Annotated in this window: 12 protein-coding genes; 2 read left to right on the plus strand and 10 right to left on the minus strand. The window is 65.9% G+C overall.

Annotated elements, in window-relative coordinates; translation table 11 throughout:
• Positions 1-3 precede the first annotated feature (3 nt).
• Positions 4-2,286, minus strand: a complete 2,283-nt coding sequence (gene scpA / locus ACIA48_RS14220) for a methylmalonyl-CoA mutase (protein ID WP_396732106.1) — start codon at positions 2,284-2,286, stop codon at positions 4-6.
• A gap of 2 nt (positions 2,287-2,288) precedes the next feature.
• Complete coding sequence (gene mutA, locus ACIA48_RS14225; protein WP_396732855.1) at positions 2,289-4,157, minus strand: methylmalonyl-CoA mutase small subunit; 1,869 nt, start codon at positions 4,155-4,157, stop codon at positions 2,289-2,291.
• Between the two features lie 147 nt (positions 4,158-4,304).
• On the opposite strand from mutA, the gene ACIA48_RS14230 reads away from it, so the two are divergent.
• Positions 4,305-5,024: a TVP38/TMEM64 family protein gene (locus ACIA48_RS14230; RefSeq protein WP_396732109.1), complete on the plus strand. Its 720-nt coding sequence runs from the start codon at positions 4,305-4,307 to the stop codon at positions 5,022-5,024.
• Here the strand turns inward: ACIA48_RS14230 and ACIA48_RS14235 are convergent.
• Positions 5,021-6,235, minus strand: a complete 1,215-nt coding sequence (locus ACIA48_RS14235; RefSeq protein WP_396732112.1) for an SPFH domain-containing protein — start codon at positions 6,233-6,235, stop codon at positions 5,021-5,023. The two genes, ACIA48_RS14230 and ACIA48_RS14235, sit on opposite strands and share 4 nt — an antisense overlap.
• 32 nt (positions 6,236-6,267) lie before the next feature.
• Positions 6,268-6,699 (minus strand): NfeD family protein, encoded by a 432-nt coding sequence (locus ACIA48_RS14240; protein WP_396732113.1) that lies wholly within the window; start codon positions 6,697-6,699, stop codon positions 6,268-6,270.
• 59 nt (positions 6,700-6,758) lie between these two features.
• Here ACIA48_RS14240 and ACIA48_RS14245 point away from each other — a divergent pair, with 59 nt between their 5' ends.
• On the plus strand, positions 6,759-7,619 hold the full coding sequence (locus ACIA48_RS14245) for a hypothetical protein (RefSeq protein WP_396732116.1): 861 nt from the start codon (positions 6,759-6,761) through the stop codon (positions 7,617-7,619).
• 3 nt (positions 7,620-7,622) lie between these two features.
• On the opposite strand, the gene ACIA48_RS14250 is transcribed toward ACIA48_RS14245, so the two are convergent.
• The 6 genes from ACIA48_RS14250 to ACIA48_RS14275 all read right to left on the minus strand — a co-directional run bounded on the left by ACIA48_RS14250 (position 7,623) and on the right by ACIA48_RS14275 (position 12,614).
• The gene (locus ACIA48_RS14250; RefSeq protein ID WP_396732119.1) at positions 7,623-7,892 is read right to left on the minus strand and encodes a hypothetical protein; all 270 of its coding nucleotides are present in this window, start codon (positions 7,890-7,892) and stop codon (positions 7,623-7,625) included.
• Positions 7,893-7,991: 99 nt separating this feature from the next.
• Positions 7,992-8,993 (minus strand): ferrochelatase, encoded by a 1,002-nt coding sequence (locus tag ACIA48_RS14255; RefSeq protein ID WP_396732122.1) that lies wholly within the window; start codon positions 8,991-8,993, stop codon positions 7,992-7,994.
• On the minus strand, positions 8,994-9,800 hold the full coding sequence (gene inhA / locus ACIA48_RS14260; RefSeq protein WP_396732125.1) for an NADH-dependent enoyl-ACP reductase InhA: 807 nt from the start codon (positions 9,798-9,800) through the stop codon (positions 8,994-8,996).
• A 20-nt stretch (positions 9,801-9,820) separates the two neighbouring features.
• Positions 9,821-10,537 carry a 3-oxoacyl-ACP reductase FabG1 gene (gene fabG1, locus ACIA48_RS14265; protein WP_396732128.1) on the minus strand — a complete coding sequence of 239 codons (717 nt, stop codon included), beginning with the start codon at positions 10,535-10,537 and terminating at the stop codon, positions 9,821-9,823.
• A 43-nt stretch (positions 10,538-10,580) separates the two neighbouring features.
• Positions 10,581-11,591, minus strand: a complete 1,011-nt coding sequence (locus tag ACIA48_RS14270) for a VWA domain-containing protein (RefSeq protein WP_396732131.1) — start codon at positions 11,589-11,591, stop codon at positions 10,581-10,583.
• 15 nt (positions 11,592-11,606) lie between these two features.
• On the minus strand, positions 11,607-12,614 hold the full coding sequence (locus tag ACIA48_RS14275; protein WP_396732134.1) for a VWA domain-containing protein: 1,008 nt from the start codon (positions 12,612-12,614) through the stop codon (positions 11,607-11,609).
• Positions 12,615-12,618 lie beyond the last annotated feature (4 nt).

Consider the following 12,618-nt stretch of genomic DNA (forward strand, 5'->3'; position numbering starts at 1 on the left):
CTACTACTTCAGGTTGTAGCCCAGCCGCTCGGCGAGCTTGTGCAGCAAGCCGATTGCGGCGTCGGCGATCACGGTCCCCGGCGGGAAGATGGCGGTCGCTCCCGCCGCATATAACTCGTCGAAGTCGCCAGGCGGGATCACGCCGCCGACCACGATCATGATGTCGGGCCTGCCGACCTCGGCCAGCGCCTCACGCAGCGCGGGCACCAACGTCAGATGGCCTGCGGCCAGTGACGACACCCCGACGACGTGAACGTCGTTGTCGGCGGCCTGCCGAGCGACTTCCTCCGGCGTGGAGAACAACGAGCCGACGTCGACGTCAAAGCCGATGTCCGCGAACGCCGTAGCGATCACCTTCTGTCCGCGGTCGTGGCCGTCCTGGCCCATCTTCGCGATCAGGATGCGTGGCCTACGACCGTCGGCCTCGGCAAATTTCTCGACGTATTCGGTTGCAGTGGACACGTTGCTGGCCCTCCCCACCTCGTCACGGTAGACGCCGGCGATGGTGCGGATTTCGGCAACGTGTCTGCCATACACCTTCTCGAGCGCGTCGGAGATCTCGCCAACCGTCGCGTGCGCGCGGGCCGCATTCACGGCAAGAGCGAGCAGATTGTTTCCGAGACCGTCTTCGCCCGCCGGCCCGGATTCACCTGCAGCCCTAGTCAGTTCGGCCAGAGCCGCCTGTGTCGCAGCCTCGTCGCGCTCGGCGCGCAGCGTTTCCAGCTTGGCGAGCTGTTCTGCACGCACCCGACTGTTCTCAACCTTGAGGACCTCGACCTCCTGGTCCTCGTCGACCTGGTACTTGTTCACGCCGATCACGGTCTGAGCGCCGGAGTCGATACGCGCTTGTGTTCGGGCCGCCGCCTCTTCGATGCGCATCTTCGGGATACCCTCACTGATCGCCTGCGCCATGCCGCCGTGTTCAACGACCTCTCCGATATGCATGCGGGCGGCCGTCGCGAGCTGGTGGGTCAGCCATTCGACGTAGTACGAACCGCCCCACGGATCGATCGGACGCGTCGTACCCGACTCCTGCTGCAGCAGCAGCTGGGTGTTGCGTGCGATGCGCGCCGAGAAGTCCGTCGGTAGCGCGAGTGCCTCGTCAAGCGCGTTGGTGTGCAGCGACTGAGTATGTCCCTGGGTGGCGGCCATCGCCTCGATGCAGGTGCGTGCGACATTGTTGAACGCGTCCTGCGCGGTCAACGACCACCCAGAGGTTTGTGAATGGGTGCGTAGCGACAGCGATTTCGCACTCTTCGGGCTGAACTCGGCAACCAACTCGCTCCACAGCAGCCGGCCGGCACGCAGCTTGGCGACCTCCATGAAGAAGTTCATGCCGATGCCCCAGAAGAACGACAGCCGGGGCGCGAACTTGTCGATGTCGAGGCCCGCATCCAGGCCGGCCTTGATGTACTCGACACCGTCGGCCAGCGTGTAAGCCAGCTCGAGATCGGCTGTGGCCCCGGCCTCTTGGATGTGATACCCGGAGATCGAGATCGAATTGAACTTCGGCATCTTCGCGCTCGTGTAGCCGAAGATGTCGGAGATCACCCGCATCGACGGCTTCGGCGGATAGATGTAGGTGTTGCGGACCATGAACTCTTTGAGGATGTCGTTCTGGATGGTCCCGGCCAGCTTCTCCGGCGGCACACCCTGTTCCTCGGCGGCCACCACATAGAGCGCGAGGATGGGCAGCACGGCGCCGTTCATCGTCATCGACACCGACACCGTGGACAGGTCGATGCCGTCGAACAATTGCCGCATATCGAGGATGGAATCGATTGCCACTCCAGCCATTCCGACGTCACCCTGAACGCGCGGGTGGTCGGAGTCGTAACCGCGGTGAGTAGCCAGATCGAAGGCCACCGACAAACCCTTCTGCCCGGCGGCGAGGTTGCGGCGGTAGAACGCATTGGACTCCGCCGCCGTCGAGAAGCCCGCGTACTGGCGGATGGTCCACGGCTGGTTGACGTACATGGTCGGATACGGGCCACGGACGAACGGCGGCGCGCCAGGAAAGCTGTCCAGCGGGTATCCGGCATCGACCACCGCGTCACGGTCTTCGGCGATGTACACCGGTTTGACGTCAATGCCTTCCGGGGTGGCCCAGTCCAGCTGATCCGGGGTATAGCCGTGCGCGGTGGCGGCCGCGGCGACGTGCTCGGTGACCCTGGCCTCGGTCGCAGGCTCGCCGGTCTTCTCGCCGTGCAGGGGTACGTCGGCGAAGTTGGTGATGTTGGGCTTTACGCCCGGAGCCGGCTGGCCGGCGACATTGGACATGGTCATGGTCACGCCCCCAATCGGGTGAGCAGAGTCGCCAGCGCGGCGATCGCGTCGATCTTGGCCGTCAGGTATTCGTCCGGCTTGTTCGCGGCTGGGGTGTCTGGGCTGGCGACCGCCTTCTCCGGACCGGCCAGATAGATGTGCGAAACACCGGCCGCCCGAGCGGCTTCCACCGCGCCCGACGCCTCGTCCGCGTAGCGGGCATCGGTACCGCACACCACCGCGACCGCGGCTCCCCCGGCATCCGAAACCGCCTGTGCGATCCCCGCCGCGTCCAGTGGACCCGGATTGACGGCCTCGACGCCGCCCGATGCCAGCAGGTTGGCTGCGAACGTCGTGCGGATGTTGTGTTCTGAGAGCGGCCCGAGCGGCAGCAGCAATGCAGTGGGCCGCTCACCGTGCTCCGCGAGATACGCGTCGGAGCGGTCCCGCAACGCTTCGAAACCTGCCGCGTAACGCTGCACCGCGGGATCCGGTTCCGAATGGGGCAAAGGCATCTCCGAGAGGTTCGGATATTCGTTGACACCGGTGACGGCGGTCCGCCGATGCGCGATGTCGTCGCTGCGCTTCTCGCTGACTTCCGCGATCTGTGCGGTCAGGTAGTCGATGGCCGACGCGAAACCACCTCGGGATTCGATGTCGCGGAAATGCTTCCACGCTTCCTCGGCGAGTGAGCGAGTGAGGTCTTCGATGAACCACGAACCACCGCCGGGGTCGAGCACCCGTCCGATGTGCGACTCCTCCAGCAGCAGCAGTTGAGTGTTACGCGCCATCCGACGCGCGAAACTCGGAGCGGTGCCGGGCCATCCGCCGGGGATGGCGCTGTCGAATGTGTGGACTTCGACGGTATCGGCTCCTCCGACGCCCGCCGCGAAGGCAGCCACCGTGGTACGAAGCATGTTCACCCACGGATCACGCTGAGCCATCATCGGTTTGGATGTCACGGCGTGCACGGTTGCTGCGCCCGCGTCGGCCGCACCAACCACTTCGGCGACGCGTGCCCATAGCTGGCGCGCGGCGCGCAGCTTGGCGATCGTCATGAACTGGTCGTCATCGGCCGCGAACCGGAAACTGATCTGACGCAACGCGTCCGGCGCCGCGACTCCGCTGTCGACCAGCAAGCGCAGATAGCTGACGCCCGCGGCGATCGCGCCCGCCAGCTCCCATGACGCGTTGGCACCGAGGTTGTGGAATGCCGGGCCGTCGACAGTGATCGCGCGGACACCGCCGTCGTAAGCGACTGTCTTGACGGCGGCGGCCAGCACCTCGTCGGTCGAGGGCGCGACGCGTCCGTTGAGCGGTGCGGTGAGGGGGTCGGCGCCCAGGTCGACCGAAAGACGTGCTCGCCGTTCGTCATCCAGATCGGCCACCAACGCCAGCACCGCGTCGGCAGCTGCGGAGTAGTCGGCGCCCGCGTCGAGTACCACCGGAACCAGCTCGAGGAAAACGCCCTCGAGCAGACGGTCGAGTTCGTCGGCACTCACCGCCGTGGATCCGACCTCGATGATCAGCGCGCTGGTGCCTTCGGTGAGCGCCGTCAATACCGCGCCGTTTCCGTCTACCACCGAAACCTGTCCGGGCGCCGGGAACGACTCGGCGACCTTCCAGCCCGACTTGACGTCGCGCAGCCCGTCGCCGCCGCGGATGTAGGGCCAGCTGCCAGGCAGCGGGGCCTCGGGCTGGGAGTCCAGAATCGTGTACAGCGGCCGGATCGGGAAGCCCTCGTACGTCGGCGAGTCGAGAAGTTGTTCGGGCGCCTCGCCGAGGTCTGCGGGATCTTTCCGGCTGCTCTTGGCGAGCACTCCGGCCACGGCCGCGCGCCACTGCTCGCGATCCGACTCCGACCCCACGGGCGTATCTACCGGCACCGGCATCTCCTGTTGTCGCAACGTGTGACCTCTGTGTCTAACACGACCGCTCACCAGGCTAAATGATCCAGGTCACGGCGTTGACTGCCGGGCAGCCAAGTCACGGGATCGCCGACGAGAGGTACCAGCCACCGCAAAGTAGGCTTGGCGGACGTGAATACCGTCGTCAGCACCTTGCGCGCAGTGCGTGACGCGGTGATCGCGACGGTGTCCGTGATGCCGCGACGGCGGGTGTTCGCGATCCTCACCGTGATTGTGATTCTTGTCGCAATCGCGTTACTGGTTCCCCTGCCCAATGCGGTTCAGCTGCGCGATTGGGCGAATTCGGTAGGCCCATGGTTCCCGCTGGCATTCCTCGGCGCGCACATCGTGATGACTGTCTTTCCGTTCCCGCGTACCGCGTTCACGTTGGCCGCGGGCCTCCTGTTCGGCCCGGTGCTCGGCATCCCGCTCGCGGTCGCGGCGGCCACCGTCAGTTCGGTCATCGCGCTACTGCTGGTTCGTGCGGCCGGCTGGCAGCTCCACAAGCTGGTGCCCCATCCGCGGGTCGAGGCGCTCGACGCTCGGCTCCGGGAACGCGGGTGGCCCGCCGTCGTGTCGATGCGGCTGATCCCTGCCGTGCCGTTCTCGGTGCTGAATTACGCGGCGGGCGCGTCGGGGGTTCGGGTACTTCCCTATACGTTCGCCACTCTGGCCGGGCTCATACCCGGCACCTCGGCCGTGGTGATTCTCGGCGATGCGCTGACCGGTAGCGTCAGCCCGCTACTGGTCCTGATCTCGTTCTGCACCGCGTGCGTCGGCGTAGCCGGCCTGGTGTACGAATTCCGCACCCACCGCCGTCATGAGGAGCGTCAGCAGACCGAGGCCAGCTAGCGGGAGTGAGCGCCTCCTGCGGGGCCCTGTGGCGGCGCGTTGTACTGAGAAGGGGGCTGTTGCTGCTGCGACAGCGGCGGATACTGCGGCGGCGGGTCGATCACACCCTGCACGGGGACACGCGCCTCGGCCTCGGCTTTGGCAACGGCCTGCGCGATCGCCGGATCGGTCTCGGTGGAGAACCAGTCGGCGACCTCGTCGTCATCATCCGCGGCCGGACGGGTCTCCTCGACTGGCGACGGGGTGTAGCGGAACACCCCGTCCTCCCCCGGCGCCCCGAGCAGTTTCGTAAAGCCCTGCAGCGCCGAACCGAAGTCACTCGGCACGAGCCACACCTTGTTGGCCTCGCCTTTGGCCATCTGCGGCAGCGTCTGCAAATACTGATAGGCCAGCATCTCGGGGGTGGGACGCCCGTTCTTGATCGCGGCGAACGTCTTCTCGATCGCCTTGGCCTGGCCCTGGGCCTGTAGGTAAGCGGCAGCCCGTTCACCCTGGGCACGCAGCATGCGGGACTGCCGGTCTGCCTCGGCGGCGAGGATCGCCGCCTGCTTGGCGCCTTCGGCCGCCAGGATCTGGGCCTGCTTCTGGCCCTCGGCCTGTTTGATCGAGGCCTCGCGGTTACCTTCGGCGGTGAGGATCATCGCGCGCTTCTCGCGGTCGGCGCGCATCTGCTTTTCCATCGAGTCCTGAATCGAGGGTGGCGGGTCGATGCTGCGCAACTCGACACGCGCGACCCGCAATCCCCACCGGCCGGTGGCTTCGTCGAGCACGCCGCGCAGCTGGCCGTTGATCGAGTCGCGCGATGTCAGGGTCTGCTCGAGGGTCATGCCGCCCACCACATTTCGCAGCGTGGTGGTGGTCAACTGCTCGACGCCGACGATGTAGTTGCTGATCTGGTAGACCGCCGCCTGCGGATTGGTGACCTGGAAATAGACGACGGTGTCGATGTTGACCGTCAGGTTGTCCTCGGTGATCACCGGCTGGGGCGGGAAGGACACCACTCGCTCACGCAGGTCGACGCGGGCACGAATCTTGTCGACGAACGGCAGCAGCAGCGTCAGCTGCCCCGACACCGTCTTGCTATAGCGGCCGAGCCGTTCGATGACCGCGGCCTCGGCCTGTGGGATCAGCGCGATGGATTTGGCCACGATGATGGCAGCGAACACCACCAGCACAGCCACCAGAATCAAGCCGGCGACAGCACCATCCATTGAACGTTCCTTCCTTAGTTGTCCAGTGTTCTCTAGACGACTTTCTGGACGACGGCGGTCGCGCCGTCGATCTCGACGACCGTCACGTGGTCGCCGGGTTCGTAGACGTCGTTCTCGTTCAGCGGGCGCGCGGTCCAGACCTCGCCATCGAGTTTCACCTGTCCTTCATGGCGGGCGACCCGGTCGAGCACCAGCGCACTTTTGCCCTCTAACGCCTTCGCCCGTTCGGGCAGCCCGGTGCCCGAATTGAAATGCCTGCGCAATGCGGGCCGGACCAGCACCAGCAGCAGCACGGATACGACGGCGAAAACCGCGCCGTGTACCCACAGGTCGTCGAAGACGAGACTCGAACCGGCCGCGGCGAGGGCACCGCCCCCGAGCATGAGCAGGAACAGGTCGCCGGTGAGCGCCTCGGCCCCGGCGAGGGCCAGCGCGGCGATTAGCCAGATCAACGCAGCAGGCATGACGTCAGCCTAGCGCGTAGCCGACTCGATGAGCGGCTAACAACTACACTGCGGGAATCATGTGGTGTCCGAGTGTGTCGTTGTCGATTTGGGCTAACGCCTGGCTTGCCGGTGCCGCCGCGCCCGACGATGTCCTGGATGCGCTATCACAGTGGGCGCCAAGACATTCCGTCACCGCATACGACTCGGTGGCAGCCGGACGCACCGGGCTGCCCTGGCCTGATCTGACCGACGCGGGCGCGGTGTCCCTTCTGCAGACGCTGCGCACCTCGGTGGGCCGGACCAGCGGAGCGCCCGCGATGGGTGTTGCGCTGCCGGTCCCCGGCGATGTCCGCGGGCTGCCTGCGGGCACGCAGTTCCAGCGTGACGCCATCGCCGCGGGCGAGGCGCTCATCGTGGCGGGTGACCCTGCCGAGGCCATCGGCCTGGTGCCCGATTTCGAATACCCCGATATCACCGACGGCGACGACGAACCCGATCTCGAAGCCGATCCGTGCGCGATCTCATGGACGGTGTACTCGGCACCCGGCGCCACGCCTACCGAGGGTCACGACCTCGGCGAGGCGGAGTACGCCATGCGCAACGCGGTCCGCTCCGCCGCCGACGCTTTGGGCGCGCTACACGCCGAAGCGGCAGGCGGGGACATCGAAGACCCACGCAGTCTCGTCGAACAGGTCGTGGAATCCGAACGGCGGCACAGTATTCCGGATCATGCGCCGACACGGGCCCTGCGAGTGCTGGAGAACGCCGCGTACATCGACGCGATCATCACCGTCAGCTCAGGTCTGATCCCGATCGGACTGAACAGCTCGGCGGACGTGCAGACGGCCAGCGAAGCACTGCGACCGCTCAACGGTGTCGTACGGTCGGCGCGGTTGGCCGCCGTCAGCGCGATTCTGCACGCCGCCTGGCAGCACTGACGCTCACCAACGCCACGGCCACCAGGGCCGGTAGAAGCCGTAATCGAAGCCCGGACCGCGGTAACCGTGGAATCCGTGGCCGTAACCGTGGCCGCCGTACCCGTGGCCCCCGTAACCACCGCCACCGTGTCCGCCATAGCCGTGACCGGCCGGAACGATCACCACCGGCGAGGCGGGCGCGGGTTCTGCCACGGCAACGGGGGCCACCGCGATCGTCAACGCCGCGGCGCCCGCTGCAACGCCAGTCGCTATTCGCTTGCACACTGGTCGCATAGCGAAACTCCTTTGAGCATCTATGTTTCTCTTGCTCTTCCAGAGTTGCGCGCCGACTAACCCGCGTCCTTGCGGCAGACACCCAATACGAGCCTCCGGCTAGCTGCTAACGCAGTGGGGTGTGCAGACCACGCCGTCGATCGAGTAGCCCTGTAGCGGCGGCGATTCCGGATCCGGAACACGAATGGGGTCGCGGCCGTTGCGTAGTTCGTCGAGAAGGTCGGCGGCCACGCGCGCAAGATGGGCGTTGGGTGTCGCGGCCCTGGCGAATGCGATGCCGGAGTCCTCCGCCTGTAGGCGCAATTCGTGGTCGAGATCCCACACCACCTCGATGTGGTCGGCGACGAAGCCGATCGGGCATACGACCACCGCGTCTGTTCCCGTTTTCGCCAAAGCCGCGAGATGATCGGCGACATCGGGTTCCAACCACGGAACCTGCGGAGGTCCTGAACGCGACTGCCAGACCTGGTCGTAGTCGTCGTAGCCTGCCGCTGCCGCGACGAGCTTGGCGGCATGCCCAACCTGCCGTGCATAGAGATCTGTGCCGCACCGAGATCTGTTGGACAACGGAATGGAATGCGCGGTGAACACCAAGCGCGCGTGATCGGGCACAGTCTTCGCGGCCGCGATGATCGCGTCGCTGAACATCTGCACGAACAGCGGATGGTCGTAGTACTGACGCAGTTTCACCATCCGGGGCGCCCTCTCACCGGCGGCCTGCCTGGCCCGCGCGATGTCCTCGACGTACTGCGTGCAGCCTGAATAGCCGCCCCACGCCGACGTCGCGAAGACCGCTGCGGTACGCACCCCGTCGGCTGCCATGGCGGCGACGGTGTCCTCGGCGTACGGCTCCCAGTTCCGGTTGCCGAAGTAGACCGGGATGTCGATGAGTCCGCGCAGCTCGTCGATCACCGCGCGGTTGATGCCATTGATCGGCGACACGCCGCCGAAATGCTGGTAGTGCTCGGCAACGGAGGCAAGTCGTTCCGGTGGAATCCCCCGGCCCCGGGTGACGTTCTGCAGGAACGGCATCACCTGATCCGGTCCCTCCGGCCCACCGAACGACAGCAGCAGGACGGCGTCCACCGCGGAGCGATCCATCTAGAGAAGCTGTGTGCTGGCGCCGCCGTCGGCGTAGATGATCGTGCCGGTGGTCGCGGGCAGCCAGTCCGACAACAGGGCGCAGACGGTCTTGGCGACCGGCGTCGGGTCCTTCATGTTCCACCCGATAGGCGCCCGCTGATCCCAACCCTCTTCGAGCAGCTTCATCTGCGCACCGGCCTCCTCGCCCAGCGCGCCGCCGACGATGGCGCTCATGGCCAGCGTCCGGATCGGGCCTGCGGCAACAAGATTCGAGCGCACACCATGTGGACCCGCTTCGCGCGCCACGAACCGGTTCACGGACTCCAGCGCGCTCTTGGCGACCGTCATCCAGTTGTAGGCGGGCATCGCACGCGTCGGGTCGAAGTCCATACCGACGATCGCGCCGCCCGGATTCATGATCGGGAGCACCGCTTTCGCCAGCGAGGCGTACGAATAGGCCGAAATGTGGATGCCCTTGGCGACGTCCTCGTACGGCGCGTCGAAGAACGGGTTGATACCCATGCCGGTCTGCGGCATGTAGCCGATCGAGTGCACGACGCCGTCCAGCTTGTTGCCGTCGCCGATCACCTCGGTGACGCGGTCGGCCAGTGTGCCGAGGTGCTTTTCGTCCTGTACGTCGAGCTCGAGCAGTGGCGCCTTCTCCGGGAGCCGGTCAGCGATGCGCTGGATCAGCTTCATCCGGTCGAAACCGGTGAGGACCAACTCCGCGCCCGCCTCCTGGGCGACCTTGGCGATGTGGAACGCGATCGAGGAGTCCGTGATGATCCCCGTTACGAGGATCCGCTTGCCTTGCAGAAGTGTCATGTGAAGCGCCCTGTTCCTTTCTAGTGGCCCATGCCCATGCCGCCGTCGACCGGGATCACCGCGCCGGCGATATAACTCGCATCCTCTGACGCCAGGAAGCTGACCGCCCCGGCGACCTCCTCGGCCGTGCCGACGCGCTTGGCCGGGATGAAGTCCAGCGCGCCCTCCTGGATCCGCTCGTCGAGCGCGCGGGTCATCTCGGTGTCGATGTATCCGGGCGCAACGACATTCGCGGTGACGCCGGCCTTGGACATCTCGCGGGAGATGGAACGGGCCATACCGATCAGGCCGGCCTTGGCGGCCGCATAGTTGGACTGGTTCCCGATCCCCCACATGCCCGAAACCGAGCCGATGAAGATGATCCGGCCGAATCGCTTGCGCTGCATGCTGCGCGAAGCCCGCTGCGCCACCCGGAATGCACCGGTGAGGTTGGCGTTGATGACGTTTTCGAAGCGCTCTTCGGTCATCCGGATCATGAACGCGTCCTGGGAGATGCCGGCGTTGGACACCAGCACCTCGACCGGACCCTGGTGCTCCTCGACCTCTTTGAACGCGCGGTCGACGGCTTCGTTGTCGGTGACGTCGCACACCACACCGAATAGACCCTCGGGCGCACCCGATCCTCGGTGTGTGATGGCCACTTTGTGCCCGTCGGCTGCGAGACGCTGAGCTATCGCAAGACCGATGCCGCGATTACCACCGGTGACGAGTACGGAGCGGGATACGAATTCCGGCATGCCCGCCAACCTATCGCCTCAACAGCATTCTTAAGAAATCGCCTCAGAGTGGCAGTCGGCGGTTGATCAACAGGCTCGCCACCGCTGCGGCCGCGGCAGCCAGCGCGGCGAGCCGCAGCCAGCCGGTCGTGGCCTCACCCCGAACCGTCTCGTAGCCGATCTGATCCTGCAGCGTGGAGTAGACCTTGTTCAGTTCGTCGATGTTGGAGGCGGTGTAAGCCTCACCGCCGGACAGCTGGGCGATCTTCTTCATCATCGCGTCGTCGACGGGCACCGGCACCTTCTCGTCGTTGACCTCGACTTCACCGTGTTCGGTGCCGAACGAGATCGTCGAGATCGGTACGCCCTGATCCTTCGCGGTGCGTGCTGCGGTGAAGGCACCTTTCGGGTTGTCGGGGTTGGACGGCACGGTCTCCTTGCCGTCGGAGAACAGCACGATGCGCGCGGGCGGCGGTGTGTCACCGCCGCCGATCACGGCGCCAACGGTGGAGATCGACGACAGCGCGGTGAAAATCGCTTCACCGGTGGCGGTGCGGTCGGCCACCTGCAAGTTGTCGATAGCGCGCCGGCTGGCGTCGCGGTTCGTTGTCGGGGAGACGAGCACGGTGGCGGTCCCGGCGTAGGCGATCACGCCGAGGTTGATTCCCGGAGTGAGCTGATCGACGAACTTCTTGGAGGCCTCCTTGGCCGCGGTCAACCGATCAGGTTCGACATCGGTGGCGCGCATCGACTGCGACACGTCGATGGTCAGCATCACGACCGCGCGGTTTCGTGGCAGGCGCTGGTCGTAGGTGGGCCCGGCCAAGGCGATCGTCAAGAACAGCAACGCGATTCCCAGCAGTGCGGCGGGCACGTGGCGCCACACGCTCGGACGTCTGGGCGCCACGCTGTCGAGCAGCTCCGTATTCGCGAACTGCTGCAACCGCTTGCGCCTGGCTCGCTGGGCATAGAAGTACAGCCCGGCCAGCCCCAGCACGATGACGAGGAAGAACAGGAACCAGAAGATGTGGGAAAAGCCGGTGAGAGAGACCGGCCCCAGCAGCGGAAGGTTCATATCAGCTCGTCATCCCTAGTTCGGCAAACGACGGTTGATGAGCAACGCCGACAGCGCGGCTAGCGCCAGCGCCAGCGCACCCAGGCGGAGCCAGCCCACGCTCGCATCGCCCCTGATCGTTTCGTAGCCGATCTGCTGCTGCAGGTTCGCATACACCTGGCGCAGCTGTTCGAGGCTGGACGCGGTGAACGCCTCACCGCCGGACAGGTCGGCGATCTCCTTGAGCATCTCGTCGTCCACCGGCACCGGCTGACGCTGGTCGTTGATCTCGACGTATCCGTACGGCGTCCCGAACGAAATCGTCGAGATCGGCACGCCCTGATCCTTGGCGGTGCGGGCCGCAGTGAACGCGCCCTTGGGATTGTCCGGGTTCGACGGCACCGTCTCCTTGCCGTCGGAGAACAGCACGATGCGCGCGGGCGGCGGTTCGTCGCCACCGCCGATCACCGCTCCCACGGTGGCGATCGCCTGCAACGCGGTGAAGATGCCCTCACCGGTGGCGGTGCGGTCGGCGAACTGCAGCTTGTCAATCGCGGCCTTGGTGGCCTCGCGGCCGGTGGTCGGTGAGACGAGCACGGTGGCGGTGCCGGCATAGGCGATCAGCCCGAGATTGATTCCGGGAGTGAGCTCGTCGGCGAACTGCTTGGACGCCTCCTGGGCCGCGGCCATGCGGTTAGGCGACACGTCGGTGGCGCGCATCGACTGCGATACGTCCATCACCAGCATCACCACGGCGCGGTTTCGCGGAATTCGAACGTCGTGCGTCGGGCCCGCCATCGCCACCGTCAGGAAGACAAGCGCGATGACGAGCAGGATCGCGGGCAGGTGTCGCCTGCGCGTAGGCCGTTTGGGCGCAACACTTTCCAGCAATTCCATGTTGGCGAACCGCAGCATCCGCCGGTGCCGGGCCAGCTGCACGAAGATGTACAGCGCAATCACGCCCAGCACAACCAACAGGAACAGGAAGAACCATGCGTGCTCGAATCCCGAAAGCGTTATAGGTCCAAGTAGCGGTAATGTCATATAC

Origin of the sequence: Mycobacterium sp. NPDC051804, from assembly GCF_044452905.1 — a bacterium.
Classification (GTDB): Bacteria; Actinomycetota; Actinomycetes; order Mycobacteriales; family Mycobacteriaceae; genus Mycobacterium.